22 protein-coding genes and 1 tRNA gene are annotated in these 26862 nt (G+C 74.2%); 19 read left to right on the top strand and 4 right to left on the bottom strand.

Annotated features, from left to right (window positions below; all coding sequences use genetic code 11):
- Nucleotides 1-51: 51 nt before the first annotated feature.
- The 15 genes from ACWC94_RS06480 (at nt 52) to ACWC94_RS06410 (ending at nt 19865) form a co-directional block, all read left to right on the top strand.
- The gene (locus ACWC94_RS06480) at nt 52-3447 is read left to right on the top strand and encodes a CHAT domain-containing protein (protein ID WP_450795242.1); all 3396 of its coding nucleotides are present in this window, start codon (nt 52-54) and stop codon (nt 3445-3447) included.
- Nucleotides 3444-4136: a hypothetical protein gene (locus ACWC94_RS06475; RefSeq protein WP_450795241.1), complete on the top strand. Its 693-nt coding sequence runs from the start codon at nt 3444-3446 to the stop codon at nt 4134-4136. Before ACWC94_RS06480 ends, ACWC94_RS06475 begins: the two co-directional genes overlap by 4 nt.
- Nucleotides 4136-4813 carry an RES family NAD+ phosphorylase gene (locus ACWC94_RS06470; RefSeq protein ID WP_450795240.1) on the top strand — a complete coding sequence of 226 codons (678 nt, stop codon included), beginning with the start codon at nt 4136-4138 and terminating at the stop codon, nt 4811-4813. The genes ACWC94_RS06475 and ACWC94_RS06470 overlap by 1 nt, the downstream gene beginning before the upstream one ends.
- A 62-nt stretch (nt 4814-4875) precedes the next feature.
- Entirely contained in the window at nt 4876-5976 is a 1101-nt protein-coding gene (locus tag ACWC94_RS06465) for a macro domain-containing protein (RefSeq protein ID WP_450795239.1), read from the top strand.
- Between the two features lie 154 nt (nt 5977-6130).
- Complete coding sequence (locus ACWC94_RS06460; protein ID WP_450795238.1) at nt 6131-6346, top strand: hypothetical protein; 216 nt, start codon at nt 6131-6133, stop codon at nt 6344-6346.
- Entirely contained in the window at nt 6343-7113 is a 771-nt protein-coding gene (locus tag ACWC94_RS06455) for a vWA domain-containing protein (protein ID WP_450795237.1), read from the top strand. The genes ACWC94_RS06460 and ACWC94_RS06455 overlap by 4 nt, the downstream gene beginning before the upstream one ends.
- Complete coding sequence (locus ACWC94_RS06450) at nt 7110-7889, top strand: protein phosphatase 2C domain-containing protein (protein WP_450795236.1); 780 nt, start codon at nt 7110-7112, stop codon at nt 7887-7889. The genes ACWC94_RS06455 and ACWC94_RS06450 overlap by 4 nt, the downstream gene beginning before the upstream one ends.
- A complete protein-coding gene (locus ACWC94_RS06445; RefSeq protein WP_450795235.1) occupies nt 7880-8932 on the top strand; it encodes a protein kinase domain-containing protein in 1053 nt (350 codons plus the stop codon). The genes ACWC94_RS06450 and ACWC94_RS06445 overlap by 10 nt, the downstream gene beginning before the upstream one ends.
- Nucleotides 8929-9588, top strand: a complete 660-nt coding sequence (locus ACWC94_RS06440; protein ID WP_450795234.1) for a 4Fe-4S single cluster domain-containing protein — start codon at nt 8929-8931, stop codon at nt 9586-9588. Before ACWC94_RS06445 ends, ACWC94_RS06440 begins: the two co-directional genes overlap by 4 nt.
- Nucleotides 9585-10994: a hypothetical protein gene (locus ACWC94_RS06435; RefSeq protein WP_450795232.1), complete on the top strand. Its 1410-nt coding sequence runs from the start codon at nt 9585-9587 to the stop codon at nt 10992-10994. The genes ACWC94_RS06440 and ACWC94_RS06435 overlap by 4 nt, the downstream gene beginning before the upstream one ends.
- The gene (locus tag ACWC94_RS06430; RefSeq protein ID WP_450795231.1) at nt 10991-13030 is read left to right on the top strand and encodes an AAA family ATPase; all 2040 of its coding nucleotides are present in this window, start codon (nt 10991-10993) and stop codon (nt 13028-13030) included. Before ACWC94_RS06435 ends, ACWC94_RS06430 begins: the two co-directional genes overlap by 4 nt.
- Before the next feature lie 4 nt (nt 13031-13034).
- Nucleotides 13035-14681, top strand: a complete 1647-nt coding sequence (locus tag ACWC94_RS06425; protein WP_450795230.1) for an Hsp70 family protein — start codon at nt 13035-13037, stop codon at nt 14679-14681.
- Nucleotides 14682-15872 carry a TRAFAC clade GTPase domain-containing protein gene (locus ACWC94_RS06420; protein ID WP_450795229.1) on the top strand — a complete coding sequence of 397 codons (1191 nt, stop codon included), beginning with the start codon at nt 14682-14684 and terminating at the stop codon, nt 15870-15872.
- Complete coding sequence (locus ACWC94_RS06415; protein WP_450795228.1) at nt 15869-18313, top strand: GTPase-associated protein 1-related protein; 2445 nt, start codon at nt 15869-15871, stop codon at nt 18311-18313. The genes ACWC94_RS06420 and ACWC94_RS06415 overlap by 4 nt, the downstream gene beginning before the upstream one ends.
- A 7-nt stretch (nt 18314-18320) precedes the next feature.
- A complete protein-coding gene (locus ACWC94_RS06410; RefSeq protein ID WP_450795227.1) occupies nt 18321-19865 on the top strand; it encodes a TRAFAC clade GTPase domain-containing protein in 1545 nt (514 codons plus the stop codon).
- Nucleotides 19866-19918: 53 nt separating this feature from the next.
- Here ACWC94_RS06410 and ACWC94_RS06405 read toward each other — a convergent pair whose 3' ends face one another.
- Complete coding sequence (locus tag ACWC94_RS06405; protein WP_450795226.1) at nt 19919-20920, bottom strand: aldo/keto reductase; 1002 nt, start codon at nt 20918-20920, stop codon at nt 19919-19921.
- Nucleotides 20921-20987: 67 nt separating this feature from the next.
- Nucleotides 20988-21060, bottom strand: a tRNA-Ala gene (locus tag ACWC94_RS06400).
- Between the two features lie 183 nt (nt 21061-21243).
- Here ACWC94_RS06400 and ACWC94_RS06395 point away from each other — a divergent pair.
- Both ACWC94_RS06395 and ACWC94_RS06390 read left to right on the top strand, forming a co-directional pair.
- Nucleotides 21244-21792 carry a helix-turn-helix domain-containing protein gene (locus ACWC94_RS06395; protein WP_360084580.1) on the top strand — a complete coding sequence of 183 codons (549 nt, stop codon included), beginning with the start codon at nt 21244-21246 and terminating at the stop codon, nt 21790-21792.
- Nucleotides 21793-21984: 192 nt separating this feature from the next.
- The gene (locus tag ACWC94_RS06390; protein WP_450795225.1) at nt 21985-23427 is read left to right on the top strand and encodes a serine/threonine-protein kinase; all 1443 of its coding nucleotides are present in this window, start codon (nt 21985-21987) and stop codon (nt 23425-23427) included.
- Here ACWC94_RS06390 and ACWC94_RS06385 read toward each other — a convergent pair.
- Both ACWC94_RS06385 and ACWC94_RS06380 read right to left on the bottom strand, forming a co-directional pair.
- On the bottom strand, nt 23391-24743 hold the full coding sequence (locus tag ACWC94_RS06385) for a hypothetical protein (protein WP_450795224.1): 1353 nt from the start codon (nt 24741-24743) through the stop codon (nt 23391-23393). The genes ACWC94_RS06390 and ACWC94_RS06385 overlap by 37 nt on opposite strands.
- Before the next feature lie 290 nt (nt 24744-25033).
- A complete protein-coding gene (locus tag ACWC94_RS06380; RefSeq protein WP_003999697.1) occupies nt 25034-25162 on the bottom strand; it encodes a DLW-39 family protein in 129 nt (42 codons plus the stop codon).
- Nucleotides 25163-25511: 349 nt separating this feature from the next.
- Between ACWC94_RS06380 and ACWC94_RS06375 the strand changes: the two genes are divergently transcribed.
- Entirely contained in the window at nt 25512-25868 is a 357-nt protein-coding gene (locus ACWC94_RS06375) for a DUF6344 domain-containing protein (protein ID WP_450795223.1), read from the top strand.
- Nucleotides 25869-26039: 171 nt separating this feature from the next.
- Nucleotides 26040-26858, top strand: a complete 819-nt coding sequence (locus ACWC94_RS06370; RefSeq protein WP_450795222.1) for a glycosyltransferase family 2 protein — start codon at nt 26040-26042, stop codon at nt 26856-26858.
- Nucleotides 26859-26862: the final 4 nt, after the last annotated feature.

Raw genomic sequence — 26862 nt, 5'->3', positions numbered from 1 at the left:
TCATGGAGATCGGGACGGACGGTTGATGTTCTCGGGACGTGAGGAGTGCCGGTGGGGGAAGCGGAGGAGAGCGGTGGCGTTCAGGGATTGCGAACCTGGGCCGCTGAGGCCGTCGGGCGGGCGAAGGCGTTGCTGCCGGCGCCGGGCAAGGTCGCCGGAGCCTCGCGGGCCCATGACGACTCGGTCGCCGAACTCACCGCTCTCTCCAGGCTGTTGGACCACGATCCGGAGCTGCTCAGCTCGGTGACGTTATGGCTCGGCGGTGCCCTCACCCTGCGCCACGCCGCCGGAGGCGGGACGCCCGGGGACCGGGAGCGGGCGCACGGTCTGCTGCGGGACGTGCGGGACCCGGCGACAAGGACCGGGGCGGTGGCCGGCGTCGAGGACCGGCGGTGGGCCGCGCTGTTCCTGCTGACGCACGCCATGCCGCTGCAGGAGATGCTGGGCGGGCTCGCACCGGAGCCGGACGCGACCGCCATGTTCGACATGATCATGCGCAAGGGGCCGGGCGGGATGGCCGCCTTCGCAGCCGAACTGCGGGAGCTGGTGACGGACGCGGCCGAACTCCCGTTACCCCCGGAGGACCTGCGGCACCTGCGGCGGCTGCGCGACTTCTATGCCCGTCCGTCGGCCGACGGGATCGCAGGCCTGTTCGACGGCCTCATACCCGACGACGGTCTGCCGGGCACCCGGCAGATGCGGCAGATGATGGGGACCTGGCTGTCGACGATGACCGGGGGCACGGGCCCGAAGAGCGAGGCGAGCCCGAAGGACGACCCGCGTGCGAACGACCCGCGTGCGAAGGACGACTCGGGCACGGCGCCCGGAACCGGCCCGCGCACCCGCGGCACCCACCCCGCCGCCCCGGGCCCCGCCGGCAAGGCCCCCGCCGGCGCCGGCACCCCGGCCGGGCCCCGTACCCCCGAGGACTTCCGTCGGCTCATCGCCGCCTGGCAGGCCGTCCACAGCACGTCCGTGGACTTCCTGAACCACGCCGGCGGCGGGGACCCCGCCGCCCTCAACCAGCAGCTCGGGCGGCTGCGCGACGCGCTGGACGGGCTGCCGGACGGCATGCCGGGCAAGGACGCCCTCGAGGGGCAGATGGCCATGCTGCTCCACTTGAGCGACGGCGCCGGCGGCACCCTCCAGGACCAGGCGCTCGGTTTCGCGCACACCCCGGCGGTCACCGACTACCTGCGGCGCCAGTCGGACCGTGCGATCCCCATGGCGGACGGCTTCGCGATCATGGCGGACGTGCTGGGCCTGATGACCGACGTCCGTACCGCCGGGCAGGCCGAGGACGTGGAGCGGCTGCGCACCCTGCTGCCCCGCGCCGAGGCCCTGGCCGACACCGTCCCCGAGGACCACGACTTCCGCGCCATGGCCCTCGTCACCCGCGCCATGGCCCGCCTCATGCTCGGCCGGTTCACCGGGGACCGGGAGCTGCTCCTGCGCGGCCTCACGGACTTCGAGGACGTCAGGACCGCGGCGGGGAACAGCAGCCTGCCGATCGGGGAGCGGGAGCTGGACGCCATGGTCCCCGACCTCGCGGCCCTGCGTGCCTACCTCACCGACGACGCGGCGTTCATCCCTGACGGGGACGTACCACCACCGAACGCCCCCGCCGACCAGCTGCACTCCGCCGCGAACCGCCTCGGCATGCGCTTCGGCCTCACCGAGGACCCGGCGGACCTCAGCGCCGCCATCACCACCCTGGAGCGGCTGCGCGAGCACGTCCGCCAGGGCAGGGCCCCGCGCATCGCCGCCCAGTCCCTGTGGTCGCTCGCCGAGTCCTACCGGGCCCGATGGCGCCGGGAGGGGAGCGAGTCCGACGCGGACGCCTCCGTCGAGGCGGCCAACGAGGCCCTGGCCACCCTCGCCGCCGACGTCGTCCTCCAGCACGGCGCCGAACACCGCCTGGCGACCGCCCGCAACGGCGCCTCCCTCGGTGTGCGGGCCGCGCTGTGGGCCGCCGCGCGCGACAAGGTGGACGACGCCGTCGCCGCCCTGGAGCTGGGCCGGGCGCTGGTGCTGCAGGCGGCGGCCACCTCCCGGGCCGTACCGGACCTGCTGGAGGAGCGCGGGCATCCCCGGCTCGCCGCCGCCTGGCGGGAGTCGGGTGCCGCGGAGGGCGACGAGCTGCCCGCCGAGCTCCCCAGCACCCTGCGCCGGCAGGCCCTGGAGGCCCTCGGCTACCGGGAGCGGGGAGGCCTGCTCGCCACCCCCACCCTGCGCGAGCTGGCGGACGGCGTCGGCGAGGCCGGCGCGGACGCCCTGATCTACCTGGTCCCCGGCAGCGGCGGCGAGGCCCCGGGGATGGTGCTGGCCGTGGGCCCCGAGATCGGCATCGGTGTGGGCGGCCTGCCCATGCTGGCCGAAACGGAGAGCGGGCCCCTGGAGCGGTACCTGGACGCGGCCTCGGCCCGCTCCCGGGACCACGGCGACGCCCAGGCGGAGGCGGCCTGGGAGGAGGCCCTGTCCGAGCTGTGCGACTGGGCGTACGAGGTGTTCGACCATGTGCTGGCCGGGTTGCGCGCGCACCTGCCGGACGAGCCCGGCCGCCGTACCCCCCGGGTCGTCCTGGTCCCCTGCGGCCGCCTCGGGATCGTCCCCTGGCACGCGGCCCGCTTTCCCGCGGACGCTCCGTACGACTACCTCTGCCAGGCCCTGGTGATCAGTTACGCGGCCTCCGGCGGCCAGTTCCTGCGGACGATCGAGCGCGCGCCGCGCGATCCGGTCTCCGCCCCCGCCCTGGTGGCCGACTGGAGCCTCGACCTGACGTATGCCGAGCTGGAGGTCCTGGAGCTGCGCAACGCCTTCTATCCGGGGGCTCGGCTGTACGGCGGCTTCGTCTCCCTCCCGGAGGGCTCCGTGCCGGACGGGACCCCCGACCAGCTGCTGGCCCTGCTCGCCCAGGACCACTCGATGGTCCACCTGGCCACGCACGGCATGGCGGGGGTACGGCCGACGGAGTCGGCCCTGCACCTCGCCCCCGCCAGCCCGGACGAGGAGTTCGGCCCGCTCACCGTGACCCGGCTCCTCGACCGGCCGCAGCCCGCCGGACCGGCGGCGCCGGACGGCCCGCTGATCGTCCTGAGCGCCTGCGAGACCGACCTGAGCACCCGCGACCACGACGAGGCCCTGACCCTCACCACGGCGTTCGTCTCGGGCGGCGCACGCGATGTCGTGGGATCGCGGTGGACCGTCCGGGACGACGCGTCGGCCCTGCTGATGGCGGTCTTCCACCACCATCTGCGGGCCGGGCTCAGCCCCGTCGACGCACTGCGGGCCGCGCAGCTGTGGATGCTCGACCCCGACCGGAGGGATCCGGGCCGGCTGAGTGACCAGCTGCGGCCGGACATCGGCCGCCCCGACCTCGGGCGGCCCGCGATCTGGGCCGCGTTCATCCATCAGGGCCACCCCGGCCGGGGAGAGGAGACCGTATGACCCCGGGTGAGGACAGTGGGACGAGGGTGCTCGGCGTCATCGACGAACACCACGACAGCATCCGTGCCCAGCTGACCGACGAGCAGTACCAGCTCCTGCTCACCCGTCTGCGCGCGCTCGCCGACACCCCGCCGGACGACTTGAGGGCCGTACGGCGGGCCTTCCAGGCCGTACGCCACTGCCTGGTGCCGCTGCCGTTCGGCCATCCGGCCCGGAAGGCACTGGAGGCGGTGCGGCTCGTCGGTACGGCCCCCGTCGGCCCACCGGCGGTCCTGCGGACGCGGGACCTGCTGGCCCGGCTCGCGGCCGGTCCGCCCCCGCCCCCCGACACCGCGGCCGTCATCGCCGCCGTGGAGCGCAGGCTGCTGCACGCGCCCGCCCTCTCGGCCGACGAGGTGCGCACCCGGTACCGCGGTTCGGCGCCGCCGCCGGAGCTGATCCGGCTCGCCGACCCCGACCTCGGCGACCGCTACCCGGAGTTCCAGTTCAGGCCCGGGGGCGGAGCACCCTACGAGGTCGTCCTGGAGGTCAACCGGGTGCTGCTCGCCGACGCGGATCCGTGGGGAGCCGCCGACTGGTGGCTGAGCGGCAACGCGTGGCTGGGCGGCGGGCCGCCCGCCGCGCTCCTCGGCATCCGGCCGGACCGCGAACTGGTGGGCGCGGCCGTCGCGCTGGTGGAGGGGGACTGATGCACGAGGAAACCGTGTCGCCCTCCGCGTTCCGTTTCCGGCCGCACTGGGAGGTGCTGCCCGCCGGTACGCAGCTGTGGCGGATGCACTCGTCCCGGTACGCGGCCGAGGAGTTCAAGCCGTTCGTCCCGGGCAACCGCACGTACGGCCGCTTCGACGCCACGCCGGAGGATCCGTACCCCTGTCTGTACGCGGCGACGGACCCGGAGACCGCGCTCGCCGAGACCCTGCTGCGCTCGGTCCCCTACGACCCGGAGACCAGTATGCGACTGGTTCTCTGGGCGCAGGTGCGGGGCAACTCGCTGAGCGTGGTGCGGACCCGGTGCGAGCTGAGACTGGTCTCGCTGTGCTCCGGAGCGGCCCTCGCCGCCGTCTGCCAGGACAACCGCCTGCTGGAGAACGAGGGGCCGGACCACTACCGGCGCACGCGGCGGTGGGCACGGGAGATCCGGGCCCAGGCACCCGAGGCCGCGGGGATGGTCTGGGGTTCGAAACGCAACCCGTCACGGCGGGTCCTGGTGCTGTTCGGGGACCGCCTGGCGGAGCGCGCGGACGGACCGCTCGAGGCACTGCCGTACCGCAGCATCCCGGACCTCGGCTCCCCGGACGGCGTCAAGGAGGCCAACCAGCTGCTGGAACCCCTCCGCTCGGCGATCAAGGAGCCGCTGTACCGCTGAGCCCGGCCTTCCGCCCGCCGCCCGCTTGTTCACGTGTCACACGGGGTGCCATCGTGGACGGCATGGCCCCACCGTCCCTTGACCATGCGTCACTTCTCGTGGACTTACAGGCGGTTCGGCGGGCGGGACTGCTGAGGCTGCGCGGCCGTGCACTGCCCGCCCTGGAGTCGGCCGCGGCCTCGCTGGCGCCCGCGCGCACCCGCGAGGGCGCCGTGGAGGCGCTGCTGCGCCGCGCGGTGGAGCGGCTCGACGCGGGCACGCTGCGCACCGCCGCCGAGTACACGCTGGGCCTGGCCCAGGGCACCCGGGACTGGCCGGCGTCCTCCCGCCGGGCCCGCGCGGCCGAGGTGTACCGGGTGAGCGAGGAGCGTTTCCGCAAGCACCACGAGGTGATGGTGCTCGGGCAGGTGGCCGAGCACATCGTGGAACTGGTGGAGGGCGGCGGCGAGCCGGGCGGGGACGACTGGGCGGGTGAGACCCACCGGAGCGTGGACGTCCTGGCGGGCGAGCGGACCGTACGCCTCACCCTGCACATCCACCCCGTCGACCTGCTGCGGGACGTCGACGTGGTGGTCTCCCCGGCCAACACCTACTTCGCGCTGCCCGAGCCGTACAAGTCCTCGGTCTCCGCCTCGCTGCGCCGGGCCGCCTCCGTGCGCGGGGTGACCGGCGACCTGCTGGACGACCCGGTCCACGACGAGCTGCGCACCTGGGCGGCCCGGCACGGCACGTCGGGGCGTCCGGTGGTGCCGGGCACGGTGGCGGCGACCGGTTCGGGAGCCCTGGCCGCGTACGGCGTACGGCGGATCTACCACGCGGCGGTGGCCGTACCCCGGGCCGGCACCAATGACTACGACGTGCTGCCCGCCGACATCACCCGCGCCACCTCGCGCGCGCTCGCGCTGCTGGCCGAGGAGCACGACCGGCACACCCCGCCCCTGCGCTCGGTCTGCTTCCCGCTGCTAGGTTCCGGGCGCGGCGGGCTCGCGTACCCGGTGAGCGCCTCCGCGGTGTGGAGCGCCGTCGAGGCGGAACTCGCGCGCGGGGCGCGCTGGGAGGTGCACTTCGTGGTGCGGGACGCGGAGGCGGCGCGCGTGGTGGAGCGGATCCCGGCCAGGACCCGCCCGGCGCGCGACCAGTCGGCGCCCGGCCGGTCCGTTTGACTTGAGGGGCGGGTCGCTCGGGCGGGGTGCAGTGGGGGAGCCTCCCCCCTGGGCGGCTCGCGTCACCCGCCGGGCCTCCCCCGGTGTTGTCGACAGTGTGTCAATTCACGCAAACGGAAGGCCGGTTGATACCCATGTCCCCTACCGTGGCCGCATGACCAGGGGGATGGTTGAGTGGGCGCACGGCTGCACGGGTCGCACGGTGACCTGGCCCGCCCCGGATACGTACGTACTCGTCGAAGGTGTCCTGCTGCGCATGGTCCCCGAGCCGCCCGGACTGCCTCCGGGTACGGCCGTCACCGTGCGCCACGATCCGGAACGGCAGCGGCTGGTGGCCCGCGCCGACGGCACCGGGGCGGTGGCCGGATGAGCGTGCACGACATCGGGTTCGGGGCCGGCTTCGAGGAGCGGCAGCCCGTCGTCCTCCTCCTCGACACCTCCGCGTCCATGGGCCGCCCCGCGGAACACCCGCGGATCGACGAGCTGAACGACGCCCTGACCCGCTGGTTCGGTGAGGTGCGCACACAGGAGCGGCTGCGCACCCGGGTGGAGGTCTGTCTCGTCACCTTCGACTCGGCCGTACGGGTCCACGACCCCGGCCCGGGCCGCCTGGTACCGGTCGAGGAAGCCGACACCGACCGGCTCTTCGTCCCGGTGGACAGCATGCACCCGCCCACGCTGCGCGCCGAAGGCCTGACCCGGCTGACGGACGCCGTGGACACGGCCCTCGGCCTGGCCCGCGCCCGCTACCGCACCCTGCAGCGGGAGCGGGTGCCGGTCCGGCGCCCCTTCCTGTGGGTCCTGACGGACGGCGCACCGAGCGACGCCCAGGGCCGCCCCCTGGACGCGGCGGCCCTGGCGGGGACGGCGGGACGGGTGCGCCGGGGCGAGGAGCAGGGGGAGTGGGTCTTCCAGGTGATCGGGGTGCGCGGGGCCGACCTGCCGATGCTGCGGGTACTGGCGCCCAAGGCCACGTCCCCGCTGGAGAACCTGGACTTCGGCCGGATCCTCGACCTGCTCTTCCAGAGCACGGACGACAGCAGCCCGGACCAGGACGCGGACCTCATCCACCAGCAGGTGAACGACCGCGCCGCCCGGCTCGCGCGCATGGACAGGCTGGAGAGGGACCTTCGGTGATCATCGCGGGCGCCTCCGTCCAGGGCACCGCCCATCTCGCCACCGGGCAGGGCTGCCAGGACGCGTTCAAGGCGGTGGACCTGGGCGACACGGCGGTCCTGGCGGTGTCCGACGGCGCGAGCAGCCGCGACCGCAGCGCCCTGGGCGCCCACATAGCGGTCGACGCGGCCTGCCGCCTCCTGGCACAGGACATACCGGACGCCGACGCGTCACCGGAGGCGTGGACGGCGTGGGCCGCCGGGCGGGGCAAGCGGGTGGTCGAGGAGTACCTGAGGGCGGTGACAGGGGTGCTGGGCACCTCGGGCACACCGGATCCCGGCACGTTGGCAGCCACCCTCGCCGCGGCGGTCGTACGCCCACCGTGGGTGGCTCTCCTCTCCCTGGGCGACTGCTTCGGCACGCTGGTGACCCGCGACGACCGCTGCCACCTGGTCCTCCCCCCGCCCGCCGTCCCACCCCCCTTCCTCTCCTCCCCCGGCGCGGCACTGCGCTTACGCTCCTTCGCCGTCTGGGAACCGGAACTGAGCGCCGTGGTCCTGGCCACCGACGGCTGCGCCGCCCTCACCCTCGACCATCCCTCCGTCCACCGCCTCCCCCCGGAGGCGGGCCCCTTACCGGCCGGGCGCTTCTTCCTCGGCCTCGCCGCCACGCTCCGCGCGAACCACGGAGACGCCGAGCCCCTTCGACGCCGGCTCTCCGGGCCGGAGGCCGGCCGGACAGGTGACGATCTGACCGTCCTGTGCGCGCTGGTGGAAGGCGGTGGAGCGTGGGACTGACCGTGGTGTCCGGCACCGGACACACCTGGCGGCTCACCGAGCAGATCGGCAGCGGCTCGGAGGGATTCGTGTACGGCGTCGACGACGCCCGCCCCCTCGTCGCGAAGCTCGTCCCCGACCCGCCCGACCCCGAGGCCTACCGGCGCCGTGTGGCCCGCCTGGTGCGCCAGCGCCGCGAACCCCGCACCGTCGGCCTGCTCTCCGGCACACCCGTCCGGCTGGCCTGGCCGCTGGTCCCCGTGCACGCGGCCCACGGCAGCGGGAGCGACCGCGTCGACGGGTACGTGATGACCGACATGCGGCACGCCTACCAGCCGTTCAGCCACCTCCTCACCCCCTCCGCCCGGCGTACCTTCCCGCCCCGGGCGACCTGGGCGACCGCCCTGCGCGCCGCCCTCGCCCTCGCCCGGCTGCTGGGCGAGCTGCACGCCGAGGGCTATGTGGTGGGCGACCTCAAGCCCGACAACCTCTGGGTCGACGACACCGGCCGGATCGGCATGACGGACGTCGACTCCTGGCAGTTCACGGACGGCCGGGAGGTGTTCCCGGGCCGGATGCGCACCCCCGGCTACACGGCCCCCGAGCGGATCGGCGCCCCCGCCGGCACGCCACCGGACCCCGCATCCGACGACTTCGCCCTGGCCGTCCTGGCCCACCAGCTCCTGATGGCCGGCCTGCACCCGTTCGCCGGCCACCCGGCGGACGGCGGCGACTACCTCTCGTACGACGACAACGTGCTGCACGGCCGCTGCCGGATCGTCGACCGTACGTCGGTACTGCTGCCCCGCACCGCGCCGCCCGCCGACCTGCTGCCGAGGCGGCTCGCGGAACTGTTCCGGTCGGCGTTCGGGACCGCGCGCCGCCGGCCGACGGCGGCCGAGTGGGCCGAGGCCCTCGCGGCCGAACTGGCACCGGGCCGGCTGAAGGTGTGCGCGGTGAACACCCGCCACCTCCACACCGTGGAACGGCCGTGGTGCCCGTGGTGCGACCAGGCCGAACGGAACGCCGACAGCTACCCCGGCCCGCCACAGGAGCAGGCATGACGACCCCCCTGTCCACGACCCGTCTCTCCGTCGCCCGGACCCTGGACCGCTGCACGGTCCTCGGCCCCGGCACCCGCGCGGTCCTCTGGGTCCAGGGCTGCCCGCTGCGCTGCCGGGGCTGCGTGGCCGCCGAGACCCTGCCCTTCGAGGGCGGCACCAGCCGGACGGTCGCCGACCTCGCCGACTGGCTGTGCCGGCTGGACGGCATCGAGGGCGTCACGTTCTCCGGCGGTGAGCCGTTCAGCCAGGCCGGGGCGCTGGCCGAGCTGCTCGACACGGTGCGGGAGCGGCGCCCGGACTTCGGCGCGATGGCCTACTCCGGCTTCCGCCACGAGGCGCTGCGGCGCGGCGGCCCGGACCGGCTCGCCCTGCTCCAGCGGCTGGACCTGCTCGTCGACGGGCCCTACCGCGCGGCACGCCACGGCGGCCTGCGCTGGCGCGGCTCGGACAACCAGCGGCTGGTCCCGCTCACCGACCGGTACCTCAGGGCCCTGGCCGAGCCGGACACGACCGCCGGGATCGAAGTGTCGGTGGACGCCGACGGAACCCTCTCCTGGGCCGGGGTGCCGCCCACCCCCGGATTCCGGGAGGGACTCGAGGAACAGCTCGCGGCGCGGGGGTTCGTGCTGCACACCGAGGCACGGAGGGAACGATGAGCGGATCACCGAAGTACAGCAGCGTCCGCGTCGGCGCGCTGTACGCCCAGCGGGAGGCGGCGGAACGCCGGCGCCGGGCCGAGGAGCGCCGGGCCCGGGAGCGCCGACGGGCCGCCGAGCGGGCCCGGCTGGCCCAGGAGGCGGCCGCCCGACGGGACCGCGCCCGCGCCGAGATCGCCCGCAGGGACGCGGAGTTGGCGGCCCGGCGGACGGCCGAGCACAACGCCCGGCTGGCCCGTGCGCGGGCGGAGCAGACCCGGGCCGACGAGCGTGGTCTCGAGGAGGTACGGGAGCTGATCGCCGAGGCCCAGCGGTCCGGGGCCCCGTCCGGTATCGGCGCCCTGGAACGGGAGCTGGCCGGACTGCGGGCGCGGGCCGCCCGCGGGGAGCGGCTCGGGGACGCGGTGGAGGAGCTGCGCGGCCGGGTCGTGAGCCTGCGCCCGGGAGCGTCCGGAGGCCGTACGGACGACCGTGCCGCCGCCCTGGCCGGCCTGGAGCACCGGTTCCGCACCGCCGGCCCCGACGGCGCCGCCCTCGACGCGGACGGCCACCGGCGCTGCGCGGATCTGCTCGGCCGGCTGCGCTCGGCCACCGGACCGGACCAGGAGGTCCGTTTCGAGGCCCTGCTCGGCACGGTCGAACACGCCCTCGCCCGGCATGCGGCGACGGTCGCGGACGCGCGGGAGGCAGCCGAGCGGCAGGCCCTCGCGGAACAGGAGCGCGAGGCGGCCGAGGCGGCCGAGCGCGAGCGCGCCGAGGCGGCCGAGGCGGCCGTGGAGCTGGCCCTCGCGGAGGCCGCCGAACGGCTCGGCGTCGTACGCCCTGCCGCCGAGGGTGTCGTGGACACCGCCGCCGATCTCGGCGACCCGGGCCTCGCCGACGAGATCGGGGACGCCCTGCGCGCCGTCACCGACGCGCTGACCGCCCGCTCGGCGGCCGAGGCCCTGGAGGCGGTCGCCGGTCTGGAGGGCCGGCTCCCCGACGCCGAGCGCCGGCTCGACGAACTGGAGCTGGCCTACCGGCGGCGCCGGGACCTGGTGGAAGCCCTCCGGGACGCGATGACCGGCGAGGGGTTCGCCTTCGAGGGCGGCGAGGACCGGGGCGGCAGCTTCCGGCTGCACTTCACGCGGCCGACCGGGGCGGCGTACGAGACCACGGTCGCCACCGAGGACGACGGCACACCCGTCCTCGTCTACCACGTTCAGGGCGAGCCGGACGTGACGCTGTACGCCCCGCAGGACGAGGCGGTGTGCGACACCACCGAGGCGCTGCTGGAGCGGGTGCACGAGGCGCTGGGCGGCGACGACGGCTTCGTGGCGGGTGAGCTCACCTGGGACGGCAAACCGCCGGGCCGGCGCGCCGAGCCGCTGCCCCGCGACACCTCCTGGCGGTGGACGACCCCATGAGCACGGCCGATCTCACCAAGGGCGAGGACGGTACGGGGCCCGTCACCGCCGACGGCATGATGCCCCTGTGGGCGGTGTCGCTCGGCTGGGAGCTGCGGCGCGGCCGGCAGGTGATCCTCAACGGGCAGATCCGGGACCGCTGGTGGTTCGAGGACCGGCCCGCCTCCTTCCGGGAGCTGGTCGCCGGGGTCCTGGAAGCGCGCGGCGCCGATGTGGTGGGCTGGTGGGACCCGGTGGCCGGGCTCACCTTCCCGCTGCCGGGCCACGCGGAGCGCTTCGCCGAACTGGAGGCGAACCGGCCGCGCACGGCCCCCGGGAACCATGCCGGAAACAGTGACCGAAGAGAGCCCCGCCCCTGGGAGAACCAGGGCGGGGACAGAGGCGGGAACCGGGGCGAGAACCGGGGTGGGAACGGGAGCGGCGACCGGGGGGCAGACCGGTCCCACCCGCGCGCCCAGCGCGCCGCCGAACGCGACCGGGACCGGTCGAGCCTGCTCTCCCCCCGCGCGGCCGGCCCCCCGCGCGCCTTCGACGACGTGGTCGCCACCGCGCACCGGCTCGCCGCCTCGCCCGACGCGGCCACCGCCTTCGTCTTCCAGGACGTCGACCACCACCTCCCACCCGGCCAGCCGGAGTCGAACGCCGGCTATCTGCGCCTTCGCGCCGCGATGACGGACGCCGTGACCCCTCGCTCGGCCCTGTCGGGCAGGCCGCCGCACGCCCGCAACGCCGTCCTGTGCGCGGTGGGCGACGTCGGCCGGCTGCCCGGCTGGTTCCACCTGGAGGACCCCCGGATCGCCACCCTGCACATCGGCCCGCCGGACCCCAGCGAGCGCCGTCTCTGGCTGACCTGGCTGCGCGGCGACTTCAACGGCGCCCCGGACGCCGCACGCCACGACCTGGAGGCCCTGGTCGGCGCGACCGACGGCATGTCCGGCTGGGACATCGACGCGCTCGCCCGGACCTCCTGGCTGCGCGACGCACCCCTGCAGAAACCGGACAAACTCCTGGAACTGCACCGGCTCAACGTGAGCGTCGACCCGTGGACCCAGCTGGACCGGGAGACCGTCGCCCGCGCCGCCGGCGTCCTGGGCGCCCGGGTGGTCGGCCAGTCCAAGGCCGTCGACGCGGTGGCCGCCGCGCTGCAGGCGGCGTTCGTGGGCGTCGACTTCGGCGGCTCCGGCACCGCCCGCCCCCGCGGCGCGTTCTTCTTCGTCGGCCCGACCGGTGTCGGCAAGACCGAACTCGCCAAGGCCGTCGCCGAGTTGATGTTCGGCGACCAGAGCGCGTACGCCCGTTTCGACATGAGCGAGTACCAGCAGGAACACGCGGCCGAGCGGCTCGCGGGCGCGCCGCCCGGCTACATCGGCCACGAACAGGGCGGCGAGCTGACCCGCCGGGTCCAGGAGCGGCCGTTCAGCGTCCTCCTCTTCGACGAGATCGAGAAGGCGCACCCCCGGGTGCTGGACAAGTTCCTCCAGATCCTGGAGGACGGCCGGCTCACCGACGGCCGCGGCCAGACCGCGTACTTCTCCCAGTGCCTGATCATCTTCACCTCCAACACGGGCGCGGAGGCCGTCCAGGGTCTGCTGTCGGAAGGCGGCGAGGACGTGCCGTACTCCGCCCTGGAGGCGCACTTCACCCGGGCCGTGGAGGAGAAGTTCCGGGTGATCGGCCGACCGGAGATCTACGGCCGCCTCAAGCCGGGTGTGGTCGTCTTCGACATGCTGCGCCGCGAGCACATCGTGAAGATCGCCGACCGGCTGCTGGGCCAGCTCGCCGAGTCCGTCCGCGAACGCCACCAGATCGAGCTGGTCCCCGACACGGACACCCTGCACCCCTGGATCACCGCGCGGATGAGCGACCCGGAGCACCAGGCCTACGGCGGCCGTCAGATCCGCAACGAACTGGAACGGCTGCGGGCGGCCGTGGTCGCCCACTTCCTGGCCCGCCGCCCGGCCCCGGGGAGCCGGATCCGGCTCGGCACCGCCGCCGACGGCACACCGTGGGTCAGGACCGAGGAAGGGAACGGCTGAACGCATGCTCGGCATCGCTCTGGGCCACCGCCACGCCCGCCTGGGCCGGTCCGCCCCCGACGGCCACCCGTCCCTCACCCTCACGGACCTCCCCGGGGACACGGACGGGGTCACCGACCCCGCCACCGCCCTGGCCCTCCTCCTGGCCGGAACCACCGGCGAGGAGGCCGTCCTCGGTCTCCCCGCGTCCGCCGACCGGGAGGCCGAGGCCCGCCTCCGCCGCGCCGCCGAGGACGCCGGCCTGCGCGTCCACAGAATCGTCCCGCACCCGGTCGCGGTGGCCCTGCACTACGGCGCGATCGACGAGGGTGTGCACCGCACCGTCCTGGTGGCCGACCAGACCGGGGCGACCGTGGACCTGACGGTCCTGGCCATCACCCCGGACCTGACGGTACGCATCGTCACGACAGGCACCGAGGAACTGGCCGACGACCACGCCCTCGCGGCGATGGCCCGGTACCTGACCGAGGCGGCCCCGGACGCCGTCCTCCTCTCCGGCGACCTGTACGCCACGCCGGCCCACCGCACGGACATCGAAGCCCTCCCCGAGGCCCAGGGCCTGACGGTCCGCTGCACAGACCCCGAACTGGCCGTCGTCCACGGCCTCCTGCTCCTGGAGGACTTCGGCCTCCTGCGCACAGCCACCGGTCCGGCACCGGCGAGGACCGACTTCCCGCCGCCCTTGGAGGACCCGGAACCGCAGCCCTGGCTGCCACCTTTGGAGGACCCCGAACCACAAGGCGGCCCGAAGGAGCGCGAGACCGCGACAACCGCGGTTTTGCCCCCCAGCGAACCACCCACCGCCACCACCCCGAAGAAGCGCGGGGAACCGCGCGAGGAACCCCCGCCGCCCCGCGGCGAACCCACCTCCACCACCCCAAAGGAGCGCGGGGAACTACGCGAGGAACCCCCACCGCCCCCCGGCGAACCACCCACCGCCACCACCCCGCCCGTCCCAGGACCCGCGCCAGAACCGGACGGGGAACCGGAACCGGGGCGGCCCCACACCCTCCGCGCCGTCCCCGTGACCCAACTCCAGTACATCCGCCGGGACGACCACCTCCTCGTCCTGTGGGCCTGGCCCGACTCCGCCCTCACCGCTCGCGTCCGCTGGCGCCGTGAGGACGCGACCGCGGCCGGCGACGGCCCCCGCGACGGAGACCTCCACTGCCGGCGCCGGGTCTACGAACACGACGGCGGCCTGGACCTCCCCGTCGGCCGGGGCGCGATCACCCTCACCGTCGAGGCCCTGGTCCCCGACCGCACCGCCGACACCGAGGGCGCCGCCTGTCTCCGTATCCCGGCCGAACCCCCGATCGTCGAATACGAACCCTCCGTACGCCGCCGCCTCACCGGCGCCCGCGTCGCCACCGTCACCTTCACCGCCCGGACCGGCTGTGACCTCCCCGCCCTCCGGATCGTCCACGGCCTCGGCCGCTACCGCCCCACCAGCACGGCCGACGGCACCGTCCTGCACGAGGTCCCCGCCCAGCGCCTGCCCGCCGGCACCCCCCTCACCGTGGAGTTCCCGCTCCCCGGCACCAAAGGCCCCTCCTGGCTGGTCTGCTTCCCGGCGGACGGCCCCGACTCCGACCAGGACCGCGACATCGACATCCGCCCCACGGCGCTGCACCGGCTGCGAGTGACCTGAATGGCCAGACGACTCACCTGCCCCTACTGCTACGAGACCTTCGCCCCGCGCGAGATCCGGTTCCGCTGCAACAGCCGGCTCAGCCGCACCCGCAAGCAGTGCCCGCGCCGCCGCGACCCCGTCCTCGACGAACGCTTCGGCAGGCGCCCCAGCCACGACGTGGGCCCGGACTTCCCCGCCGACGGCCGCAGGTCGACGGCGGTGTGCCCGGACTGCGACGGCGAGACGACGTACCGCATCTGCCCGGTCTGCCACGTCGAACTGCCGGTGCAGTTCGGGATGGTGGAGAACCGGCTGATCGCGATGGTGGGCGCGCGCTCCTCCGGCAAGACGATCTACATGACGGTGCTGCTGCACGAGATGCGCAACCAGGTCGGCGAGGCCTACGGCGCCTCGCTGATGGGCCTGGACGACACCACCATGCGCCGCTACAGCTCGGAGTACGAGGACCGTCTCTACCGCGACCGGCAGATGTTCCCGCCCACGCAGACCGCGACGACCAACGCCAACCGGGTGGAACCACTGGTGTTCCGGTTCGGGCTGCGCCGCAGGGGGCTGTTCGGGGAACGGCCGCAGCACACGGTGCTGTCCTTCTTCGACACGGCCGGCGAGGACTTCAACAGCCGGGAGAGCGTGGAGCTCAACACCCGCTACCTGACCAACGCCGACGGCATCATCCTGCTGCTCGACCCGCTGCAGATGCCGGGCGCCCGGGACAACGCGGCGCCCGGCACGGCACTGCCCCACGCGGACGGCATCGACCCGCCGATCAACGTGCTGAGCCGGGTGAGCAGCATGCTGCTGGCCGCGCAGGGCGGCAAGGCGGCGAAGGTCCAGACCCCGATCGCGGTGGTCTTCTCCAAGATGGACGCCTTCTGGCATCTGGTGGACAACGGCAGCCCGCTGCGGTCGCACGCACCCGCGCGCGGCCGTTTCGACGTCGGCGACAGCCTCAGCGTGCACGAGGAGGTGCGCCAGCTGCTCAAGGAATGGGACGGCGTGCCGATCGACCAGTCCCTGGAGAACACCTTCGCCCGCTACCGCTACTTCGGGGTCTCCGCGCTGGGCCGCAGCGCCACGCCCGAGGCCCGGGTAGCCGCCACCGGTATCCAGCCCTACCGGGTCGCGGACCCGCTGCTGTGGCTGCTGAGCGAGTTCGGTTCGGTGCCGAGGGCGGGTCGCGGACGATGACCTTCCAGCAGCTCTACTACACCTCCTGCGAGCACGGACTCAGCGGTTCCTCCGGCTTCCAGTTCAACGCGGTCAGCGAGCAGGTCTCGGCCGAGACCCGGCACCGGGTGGAGGGCCTGGCCGGGTACGAACCACCGCGCTCCCTGGCCGAGTCGGACACCCCGGAGCTGCTGGCCCGCTGCCCGGTGAACCTCTGCCACACCCCGGACCCGCAGGGCGGCGCCACCACGCTGTGCGTGCGCTACGTCGGCCGGGACTCGGCGCGCCGCTTCGGCAACTACTTCGCCCACGCCCTGTACACCGGGGGCGAGTTCACGCCGGACAGCGGCGGGCTGCTCGCGATCGAGCTGTGGGACTCCCCGCTGTGGACCACACAGGTCGCCGGCACGACCGAGCTTCCGGAGCTGCCCGCGCCCCTGCCCCGCGGCCCGCTGTCCCCCCGCTCGGCGCGGGCCTTCCTGCGCGCGCACCCGCACGCCGAGCAGCTGCCGGCCCTGCTGGCGGCGGTGTTCGCGGCGCTCGCGGAGGACGGCTCGGTGGTGGTGATCGACGACACGACCGACCGGATCGCCCACTGGTTCGCGACCGTCTCCTACCTCCTGCCACCCCCGCTGGCCCGCACCCTCTCCTTCGCCACCTACCTCTTCCGTCCCACCCGCAGCCGGCTGCACCTGATCGGCACGGTGCCCGGGGCGCACCCCGACTTCGGCCCCGACGACGAGGAGTCGTACACCGTCTTCGACTTCTCCGCCGGCCGCTTCCCCGAGGTGGTGCCCACCCACCACCTGGTACGGCTGCTGACCCGGATCGGCGTCGGGTCCGTCCGCTCGGTGTGGTCCTGGACGGCCGAGTACACGCACGGCCAGGAGCGGGCGCCGGGCGACTGGCACGCCCCGGTGGCGGCGGCCGCGGCGGCGGGCGGCATAGAACTGACCGACGCCGACGTCCGCGCGGTGATCGACTGGCTGCCCGGCGCCGGACATCTCGGACCCCGCCGGGCGGCGGTGGCGGCCGACCTCCACCACAAGCACCGGGGGCTGGACGACGACCAGCTCGCGACGCTGAGCGCGGCCGCCGAGGCGGGCGGTGACACGGCCCTGCACCAGGAGCTGGAGGGCAAGCTCCACCAGTCCCGGATCCGCGCCTACGCGCAGTGCGTGCAGGACGCGCCCGGCCCGGTGCCGATCACGCACCCCGCCGAGCGGGAGCGAGCCACCGTCCTGTGGCAGCGGCTGCTCGGTGAGGCCACCGCCACCCGTCAGCGGGTGCGGCTGCTGCTGTGGGCGGTGGGCGCGCGGCTCGCCCCCTCCCCTCAGGTGGTCGCGGCCCAGAGCCTGGAGGCGGCCCGCGCCCTGCTCGGCCCCTGCGGCGCCGGCCCCGGCCTCCGTGAGGAGGTCGCCCGGCTCCTTCGCACCCTTCCGGAGTTCAGGGCCGCCCTGACGACAGCGGTGCAGGAGGTGCTGGACGAGCGGGGCGGCGGCCAGGAGCAGCTGTTCGCCCAGTTCCCGGCCCGGTTGCTGGACGAGCGGGACCTCGACGGGCGGCCCCGGCTCCTTGAGTACTACTGGCGGGCCCAGGCCGAACGGGAGCCCGCCCGCACGGTCGACCTGCTGTTCAGGATCCTCCGGGTGCGCGGCCAGGCCTCGCCGGACGCGGAGCTGCTGCGGGGACTGTGGCGGCAGCCGTCGCCGGCCTGGACGTACGAGGAGGCGACCGAGATCGCCCGCCGGCTGCCGCCGGAGGGGCCGGTGGACGAGGCGGTCGGCGAGTGGTTCGACCGCGCGGTGAAGCAGGAGGTCCGGGACGAGCAGGGGCTGCGGGCCTGCCTGGTGCTGTGCGACACCCTCACCGCGCCCGGCCGCGACGCCTGGCTGCGGCCGGTCACCCAGGAGTGCGTGCGGACCACCCTCGGGCTGGACGCGGCCCTGCGCGAGGCCACCGAGGCCACCGCGCTCGCCCGCGCGTTCAGGATCCCGCAGGTCGACGCCTGGGCGGCACCCCGCGCCCTGAAGCACCACCGGCTGCTCCCGGCCCTGCTCCGGCTGCCCGCCGACCCGGCCCGGCTGCGCACGGAGATCGGCGCGTTCGGCTTTTCCCTGGCCGACGGCTATCTGCGGGCCGTCCAGCGGGCCGCGGTGACCTCCGGCCGTATCGACGAGGTGCTGTTCAGCCACGTCACCGGGGTGATCGCGGTCAACGGCGAACGCGTCGCCCTGCCGCAGGCACACCTGGAGATCGTCGAAACGCTGCGCCTGCACACCGCCCAGCACTGGCGGCCGGAGGACCTGGACCGTCTGGCCCGCGCGCTCCGCCCCTACGACACGCGGCTCGCCGACGCCTATCAGGAGTACGCCGAGAACCGTCTGGGCCGCATGAAGAAGTGGGGCCGCAAGCTCAGCCAGCGGCGGTCCCCGGACGGCCCCCGACCGGACGGGGGGTGAGCCGGCGATGGACGACATCCTGCTCTTCGTCATCATCCCGGCGGCCTGCCTGGTCCTGCTCCTGCTCTACCTGTTCGTCGCCCCGGCGATCGCGGCCCTGCGCGGGGCCGCGCTGGTCAGCGAACTGCTGTGGCGCTACTGCCGGCTGCTCGACGGCGTACTGCGCCTGCGCACCCCCGAGTTCGTGACCGTCCCGCCGTACCGCCCCGCCGACGAACTGGCCCACCGCAACTACTTCTTCGGTCCCGCCACCCGCGATCTGCGCCAACTCCTCACCCAGGGGCGACGGTTGTACGTCCGTACGGTCACCGACGCCTACCGCCGTGTGACCGCCCGCCAGTTCACCGCCCCCTCCGTGCACCGGGCCGCCTCGGTCCCCTACGGCCTGACCCTCTACGTGGGCCTCGGCATCGGCGCCGGCGCCGCGGTACCGGTGCTGGGGGTGCTCCTCGGCGTGCAGGCGCTCGGTGTGGCCCTGCTGACGGGCGGTGCCCGGCTGACCGCCCTCACCCTGCGGGCCACCGACCGCGCGGTGATGATCCTGCGCGGGCTGCCCCGGGGCATGCTGTGCCCGAGCTGCTTCGAACGCGTCCCCTACCCGGCGTACGACTGCCCCCGCGCGACCTGCCGACGCCGGCACGCCGACATCCGCCCGGGCACCTTCGGCCTCTTCCGGCGCCGGTGCGCCTGCGGCGAGCGGATACCGACCCTGCTGATGCTGATGAGCAGGGACGCCCGGCTGAGCGGCCACTGCGTGCACGAACACTGCGGCAAGCCGATGAACCCGGACGCCGGGCACATGCCCGAGCTGGTCCTGCCGCTGGTCGGCGGCCGGGCCGCGGGCAAGACACAGCTGATGGCGGCGATGGTGAAGTCGCTGGAGAGGACGGCGGAGAACGGCGGGCCGGCGATCCGGCTCGCGGACCCGGAGTCGACCGCCAACCAGCGGGTGCTGAACGAGGTCCTGGAGATCCAGGGCCACACCCGCCCCACCCAGAAGACGCTGCCCCGGGCCCATTCGTTCGTGCTCGGCAGTGGCCGCGCCGAGCGGCTGGTGCATGTTTTCGACACGGCCGGCGAACGGTTCGTCAACCGCGAGGAGACCGACGCGCTGCGCTACATCCGCGAGGCCCGCACCTTCCTCTTCGTCCTCGACCCGATGGCCGTCGACGCCTTCTGGACCCGCCTCGACCCGTCGGTCCCGGCGGTGGACCGCACCCTGGCCTCGACGGTCGACCCGGAGGACGTCTTCTCACGCTCGGTCCAGACCGTACGCACCATGGGCACCCGCCTCGACAAGTCCCGCCTGGCCGTCGCCGTCAGCAAGCGGGACCTGCTGTCCGGCCGGCCCGCCCTGCTGCCCGACCGCCCGGACGACAGCGACACGACCCGGGAGTGGCTGTGCGAGCGACTGGGACTGCGGAACCTGGTGAAGACGATGGAGCTGGAGTTCGGTGAGGTCCGCTTCTTCTGCACGGCGGCGGTCGCGGACGAGGAGGGCCGGGTGGACCCCAGCATCGGGGCTTTCGTCGAGTGGTGCCTGCGCGCATGAGGGACGACGTGAGGAGCCCCTGAAACGCGGCCGGGCGTGCGGCGGGCCGGAAGTCAGTGGCCGAGGCGGGCCATGCCCTGCTCCGGATAGCGCTCGCCGGCCACCGCGCCGTCCGGCACCGCGTTGCGCAGCAGCTCGCACTGCTCCTTCGTCAGGGTCACGTCGGCGGCCGCCGCGTTCTCCTCCAGGTAGCGCCGCTTCTTCGTGCCGGGGATGGGGACGATGTCGTCGCCCTGCGCCAGCAGCCAGGCGAGGGCCGCCTGCGCGGGCGTGCAGCCGATCTGGTCGGCGGCCCGGTGCGCGGCCTCCACCAGCGTCAGGTTGTGCTCCAGGTTCTCCCCGGCGAACCGGGGCCAGCGCCTGCGGTTGTCCCCGCTGCCCAGCTCGTCCACGGACCTGATGCTCCCGGTCAGCATGGCGCGCCCGAGCGGCGCGTACGCCACCACCGAGATGCCGAGCTCCCGGCAGGTGTCCAGCATGCCGCCCTCCACCACGTCCCTGGTGAAGAGCGAGTACTCCAGCTGGACGGCGCTGATGGGATGGACGGCGTGGGCCCGGCGCAGGGTGCCGGCGCCGACCTCGCTCAGGGCGAGGTACCGGATGTCACCCGCTTCCACCAGCTCGGCCATCGCGCCGACCGTCTCCTCGATGGGTGTCGCGGGATCGCGGCGGTGCACACAGTAGAGGTCGATGTGGTCGACGCCCAGCCGCCGCAGCGAGGCGTGGCAGGCGGTCCGCACGTACCCCGCCGACGTGTCCACGCCATCCACACGGCCCGACTCCGGGTCGTGGCGCAGCCCGAACTTCGTGGCCAGCACCACGCGGCTCCGCTCCGAGGCCCGGCGCCGCAGCCAGGCGCCCAGGAGTTCCTCGTTGGCGCCGCGCCCGTACGCGTCCGCCGTGTCGAGGAAGTCGACCCCGAGGTCGAGGGCGCGGTCCAGGGTGCGCTCGGACTCGGCGGTGTCCGGGACCCCGTAGGCGACGGACATTCCCATGCAGCCGAGTCCCACGGCTGACACCCGCGGTCCGTGGGCGCCGAGCGTGCGGTGTCTCACGGAGAACTCCTTCGCAAAAATGCCCCCTGAAACTGCGTTTGGGCAGATCAGGGGGCATTTACCGGGGTGGAGCCTAGGGGAGTCGAACCCCTGACATCCGCCATGCAAAGACGGCGCTCTACCAACTGAGCTAAGGCCCCGGAAAGCGGCGGCCTGCCGGAGGAACTGCGTTCCGGCGGGTGCCGCAGACCAGAGTACCGGGTCACCCCGGGTATCCCGCAAAAAGATTGGGGGTCCCCGCAGATGACCACTCTCCGTAAGATGCTCGACGTGGTTCGCTACAGCGAACCGCGGTTTTTCAGGGGAAGCGATGGGGAGACGCAATGGACGCCGCACAGCAGGAAGCCACCGCGAGAGCGCGGGAGCTGCAGCGGAACTGGTACGGGGAGCCGTTGGGGGCGCTCTTCCGTAAGCTCATCGACGATCTCGGGCTCAATCAGGCCCGTCTCGCCGCGGTCCTGGGGCTGTCCGCCCCGATGCTCTCGCAGCTGATGAGCGGCCAGCGCGCGAAGATCGGCAATCCCGCGGTGGTCCAGCGGGTGCAGCTGCTGCAGGAGCTGGCGGCCCAGGTCGCGGACGGCAGTGTCAGCGCCGCCGAGGCGACCGAGCGCATGGACGAGATCAAGAAGTCGCAGGGGGGCTCCGTGCTCAGCAACACCACCCAGACCACGAGCGGTTCGGGTGCGCCGACCGTCAAGCGCGTGGTCCGTGAGATCCAGTCGCTGCTGCGCTCGGTGGCCGCCGCGGGCGACATCATCGACGCCGCGGACAGCCTCGCCCCGGCCCATCCCGAACTGGCGGAGTTCCTCCGGGTCTATGGCGCCGGACGCACCTCCGACGCCGTCGCGCACTACCAGTCCCACCAGAACTGAGGCACGCGGCCCGGTGCACCGGAGGGGGTCCGGTCCGCACAGGGGGCGCCGGGCCGGGGGACGCCCGTCCGTGAGATCCGGGGACCTGTTCGTGGACTCGGGGGACCCGCGTGACAGGGGGGAAACGCGGGGTAGGGGGAGTACGGGGCAGGGGACGATCCGCGGGTTCAGGGGGAGGAGCGATGGGCTGCCATGGGTGAGGTGTTCGCCGGACGCTACGAGCTGGCCGATCCGATCGGACGCGGGGGCGTGGGCGCCGTATGGCGGGCCTGGGACCACCGCCGACGGCGCTATGTGGCGGCCAAGGTGCTCCAGCAGCGCGACGCCCACTCCCTGCTCCGCTTCGTACGGGAGCAGGCCCTGCGGATCGATCACCCCCATGTCCTCGCCCCGGCCAGCTGGGCCGCCGACGACGACCAGGTCCTGTTCACCATGGACCTGGTCGCCGGCGGTTCGCTGGTCCACCTCGTGGGCGACTACGGCCCGCTGCCGCCGGCGTTCGTGTGCACCCTGCTCGATCAGCTCCTGTCCGGTCTCGCCGCCGTCCACGCCGAAGGCGTCATCCACCGGGACGTCAAGCCCGCCAACGTCCTGCTCGAAGCCACCGGAACCGGCAGGCCGCGGCTGCGGCTGTCCGACTTCGGGATCGCCATGCGGCTCGGGGAACCCCGCCTGACGGAGACCAACCTCGTCGTGGGCACACCCGGTTACCTGGCGCCCGAGCAGATGCTCGGCGCGGAACCCGACTTCCCCGCGGACCTGTTCGCCGTGGGTCTGGTGGCGCTGTATCTGCTCGAAGGCGCCAAGCCCGACGCCAAGGCGCTCCTGCAGTACTTCGCGGAGCAGGGGACGCCCGGCCCGCCCAAGGGTGTACCGGAACCGCTCTGGCAGGTCGTCGCCACACTGCTCCAGCCCGACCCGTCCGCGCGTTTCCGCACCGCCACGGGGGCGCGCAAGGCCCTCGCCTGTGCCGCGGAGCTCCTGCCGGAGCCGGAGCCCGACGACGAGTCGATCGAGATCTTCGACCAACTCCCGCCCCTTCCGCCCGGGTTCGCCCCGGAGGGACCGCTCAAGAAGGCGTCCGGAGTGGCCTTGGGACGGGCCGGGGACGGGGATCCGGACGCCGGCACGGATGCCGGTTCAGGTGCTGCGGCCGACGGGTGGGGAGACACCGGCACCCCGAGCACCGCCGGTACCCCGAGCACCACCGGTACCTCTGACACCACCGGCTCCCTCTCGGACACCGGCAGCTTCCGGCTGCCGCCGCCCCGGGAACCCTCGGTCCCGGAGCCGTACCCCCCGCGGGCACACGCGTACCCGCCGTACGTCCAGCAGCCCCCCTTCCCCCCGCAACGCCCGCTCCACCAGCCGTACTTCTCCCCCCACGCTCCCTCCCCGGCCCCGGTGCAGACACAACGTGCCGACGCCTCCACCGCTTCGTACACCGCTCAGGACGTGCGGGTCCCCTCTCCGGCCCAGCCGGTCCACGGCGTACCCGCATCGCCCCCGGGGCACAGGGCGCGCCGTGCGCGCCGGAGCCGGCGGCCCGGACCGCCGGCCAAGGCCGCCATCCCGATCCTGCTGCTGGCGCTGGCGTGCTACGCGGTGGGTTTCTGGGCGCTGACCCGCGTCTGAGCCCGCCGGGCCGCCACCGTCCAGCCGGCCAGCACCGCCAGCAGCACCGTCCCCAGACCGATCCCGCCGACCGCGACCAGTTTCATCACCCGGCCGCCGCCCCCGTGCCCGGGGCTCCCGGTGAGCGCCGCCTCCCGGTCCCGCCGCGTGACCGTGAACACGTCACCCGGCACGGTCCGCCCGGCGTACCGCGGCCCCGCGTGCGCCTGCCCGGCCACCCGGACCCGCAGCGTCACCCCGAACGGCCCCTGCCCGAACAGACCGGTCATCTGCTCGCTGAGGTGCAGGACCAGGTAGTAGTCGCCGGCGAAACGGACGGAGGTCACGGCGGCGGGCGCGGCGTAGCGGTTGGCGTACTCCACCGGCGGCAGCGGGGCGAGCACGGCGGGTTTCCGGGTGCCGGTGTAGCCGACGGCGGTGTCCTCGACGTAGCCGCGGACGGGGTTGTGGACGGACAGGTTCAGGGCGCCGCCGACATAGCCGTGGCCCTGGGCCGCGTCCAGTTCGACGGAGGCGTGCAGTTGGCGGCCCCAGTCGACCGGCACCTTGTAGAACCGCGTCTCGCCGGGCACCAGCGCGGTCCGCCAGACCCCTTGGTCCAGCGGGCGGGCCGAGGCGAAACCGGTGCCGCCGGAACGCTCCCGGGGCTCACCGGTGGGCGGCTCGGGCGTGGCGGAGTCCCAGTTCCGCGGCGCGGAGGTGGCCCCGGCCCGCGCCGGGCGCGGTTCCGTGACGGGCGCGATCTCCAGGTCCCAGCGCTGCGCCGGGGCCGCCGTACCGGGGCCCTCGGTGTCCAGGCGCTGGACGAGCACGTAGTACGTCCCCCCGCCCCGGCACACCGTCCTGTCCGCCTCCCGCTGCCCCAGTGCGGTGACCGGGCGCGCGCTGAGCCCGGCGCCGAAGCGGGCGGAGGCGAAGGAGCAGGGCGTGCCGTGCGCGTCCCGGAGGGACACCTTGATGCCGTCGGTGGCGGAAACGGCGGTGTCCGGTGGGGGTACGGCGGTCACGGGGACGTACGCCGTGTCGGCGGCCGTGAGGTCGATGCGGTAGTAGAGCCTGCCGTTCCTCGGCAGGGAGCTGCGGTAGGTACGGCCGGGGTCCAGCCGTTCGGCCGTGCCGGTGCTCGCCGCGCCCGCGACGGTCCGGGCGCCGGGCGCGAAGGCGTACGGCTGCGTGGGGTCGGCGGCGGTCGCGGTGCCGGCCGGCAGGAAGAGCAGCGCGCACAGCACCGGAACCAGGGCCGTCCGCACCGTGCGGGGGACCGCCCGGCGGCCGTACCGCCACCACCACGCCGTACGCCGCCCTCGCCCCCGCACCTGCCGCCCTCCCCTGTCGTCGCCGTGCGGCCGGCGCGCTCGCCGTACCGGACCGCGTCCCATCCTGCCCCGAGGACCCTTGCCCCATCCGGGCAACGCGTACGGCCGTCCGAAACGCCCGGCAACGCCCCGCACGGGATCCACGCGACGGCCGGGCGCTCCCCGAACGCCTACCGCACCCGGCGAACCCCCGCAACACGGGGAGGCCGCGGCGCGCGGGGCCGCGGGGCAACACAAAACCCCGACCGCTCAGGGGCGGTCGGGGTCTGTTCAGACTCTGATATCGGCACTCAGGAACCCGTGGGCACGGAGTCAGTCGCCTCCGTCCACAGATCCTGCTCGGCGCGATCCGCCTGGATCTGGCGGTACACGAGGAGCCCGCCGATGGCGGCCAGTGCGACCAGGAGCAGCTTCTTCACCGCGCGACCTCGTCTTTCCTTGACGTAGGGGACCTCTGGCGCCCGACTATACACACCGACCGATATCGATCGGTGACCTGCGTCGGGCCCCAACTCCCGCCCCCGGCAGAGCAATAGGCCAGGTCCGGCGCCGTTGCGATCGGAGGGTGATCACACCTCCACGGACGGTTACTTTGCTCCCTTTTCGCTCGTCCTCACGAGGTTTTGGGGGTTTTCCGGTCCCCTTGCGTCCATCCGGGTGGTGTTCATCGGAACATCAACGCGCCACGGGCGTCGGTCCACCACTTCGAGACCCACATACACATCATGAGGAAAGTACGCAAATCGCCCAACCCGAAAGTGAGGGGCCATGACCGAGAACAAGGTCATGAAGCTGTGGACCGCCATCGTCGCCGCCTTCTTCGCGCTCTGCACGGCGCTCGGACTCGTCGCCGCCTCGTCCGCCGCCACCGCGGCGGCCGCACCGCGCAGCGAGAACCCCCGTACCGGCACCGCGCACCGCACCATCCCCGCGGTCCCGACGATCCCGGCGACACATCAATGGGCCTGGTCCCACGGCAGGGCCCTGCCCCCCACGATGAAGCAGCGCATCCGGGCCGAGGCCCACGGAAAGTCCCCGAGGTGCCGGCACCGGCCCCTCGCCGACGGCCAGGCGGAGACCGTGACCATCCCCGAACAGGCCTCGGCGGCCAGACTCGACTGCTGACCCTCCCGCCCCTCGCGGTACCGCAACGTCTCGACACCACGGCGACTTGCGTACGCACCAGTCGAAACGGAAAGACCCCCGGCCCCCTGGGCCGGGGGTCTCGCGCTGTTCCCGCCCATGAGCGAGCTGTTGTTACCTGGGACCATGAGCGAGCAGTTGTTACCTGGGACCATGAGCGGCACACCGACCACGCCCGCGCCCCAGTCGGTGCGTGCTGCCGTGACCCGGCGCGTCACCGTCGTCACCCCTGTCCACGGCCCCTCCGCGCGGTTCCTGCCGGAGGCCTACGCCTCCCTGTGCCGGCAGCGGCTTCCCGATGACTGGACGTGGGAGTGGGTGATCCAGGAGGACGGCACGACGGACCAGGTCCGCCCCCATGTCCCGGACGACGCGCGCGTGAGCTTCGGCCAGGGACGGCGGGGCGGGCCCGGAGTCGCCCGTACGATCGCGCTGGCGCGCGCGGCGGGCGCGTATGTGAAGGTCCTGGACGCCGACGACCAGCTCACACCGGGCGCGCTGGCCCGCGATCTGGCGGTGCTGGAGACGGATCCCAGCGTCGGCTGGACGACGTCCCGGGCCCTGGACCTGCTGCCCGACGGCACGACGGCGGGATTTCCCGGCGACCCGGAGGACGGCCCGATCGAACGCGGTGCCGTCCTCGGCCACTGGAAGCGGAACGGCTTCCGTGCGCCGGTCCATCCGGCGAGCCTGTGCGTCCGGCGGGAGCTGCTCCTCGCGCTCGGCGGCTGGATGGCCCTGCCGGCGTCCGAGGACACGGGCCTGCTGCTGGCGCTGGACGCGGTGAGCCGCGGCTGGTTCTCGGCGGAGGCCGGCCTGCTGTACCGCAAGTGGGAGGGGCAGGTCACGGGGCAGGCGTCGCATGTCGACCCGGTCGAGCGCGAGGCCCGCATGGCGGTCGCGGAGGCCCGGGCCCGCGCGCTGGCCGACCTCACCTGGGCCTACCCGGCCGGCCCTCCGTCCGCCGGATGAGCCA

The organism is Streptomyces sp. NPDC001135, from assembly GCF_053598395.1.
The sequence above is the reverse complement of the archived record's forward strand: the minus strand, read 5'-3'. Positions and strand labels throughout refer to the sequence as shown.

Coding starts and splice junctions, on each gene's coding strand:
- ACWC94_RS06475 (WP_450795241.1), top strand. CDS start 3,444: ATGACCCCGGGTGAGGACAGTGGGACGAGGGTGCTCGGCGTCATCGAC.
- ACWC94_RS06470 (WP_450795240.1), top strand. CDS start 4,136: ATGCACGAGGAAACCGTGTCGCCCTCCGCGTTCCGTTTCCGGCCGCAC.
- ACWC94_RS06465 (WP_450795239.1), top strand. CDS start 4,876: ATGGCCCCACCGTCCCTTGACCATGCGTCACTTCTCGTGGACTTACAG.
- ACWC94_RS06460 (WP_450795238.1), top strand. CDS start 6,131: ATGACCAGGGGGATGGTTGAGTGGGCGCACGGCTGCACGGGTCGCACG.
- ACWC94_RS06455 (WP_450795237.1), top strand. CDS start 6,343: ATGAGCGTGCACGACATCGGGTTCGGGGCCGGCTTCGAGGAGCGGCAG.
- ACWC94_RS06440 (WP_450795234.1), top strand. CDS start 8,929: ATGACGACCCCCCTGTCCACGACCCGTCTCTCCGTCGCCCGGACCCTG.
- ACWC94_RS06435 (WP_450795232.1), top strand. CDS start 9,585: ATGAGCGGATCACCGAAGTACAGCAGCGTCCGCGTCGGCGCGCTGTAC.
- ACWC94_RS06430 (WP_450795231.1), top strand. CDS start 10,991: ATGAGCACGGCCGATCTCACCAAGGGCGAGGACGGTACGGGGCCCGTC.
- ACWC94_RS06425 (WP_450795230.1), top strand. CDS start 13,035: ATGCTCGGCATCGCTCTGGGCCACCGCCACGCCCGCCTGGGCCGGTCC.
- ACWC94_RS06420 (WP_450795229.1), top strand. CDS start 14,682: ATGGCCAGACGACTCACCTGCCCCTACTGCTACGAGACCTTCGCCCCG.
- ACWC94_RS06415 (WP_450795228.1), top strand. CDS start 15,869: ATGACCTTCCAGCAGCTCTACTACACCTCCTGCGAGCACGGACTCAGC.
- ACWC94_RS06410 (WP_450795227.1), top strand. CDS start 18,321: ATGGACGACATCCTGCTCTTCGTCATCATCCCGGCGGCCTGCCTGGTC.
- ACWC94_RS06395 (WP_360084580.1), top strand. CDS start 21,244: ATGGACGCCGCACAGCAGGAAGCCACCGCGAGAGCGCGGGAGCTGCAG.
- ACWC94_RS06390 (WP_450795225.1), top strand. CDS start 21,985: ATGGGTGAGGTGTTCGCCGGACGCTACGAGCTGGCCGATCCGATCGGA.
- ACWC94_RS06375 (WP_450795223.1), top strand. CDS start 25,512: ATGACCGAGAACAAGGTCATGAAGCTGTGGACCGCCATCGTCGCCGCC.
- ACWC94_RS06370 (WP_450795222.1), top strand. CDS start 26,040: ATGAGCGGCACACCGACCACGCCCGCGCCCCAGTCGGTGCGTGCTGCC.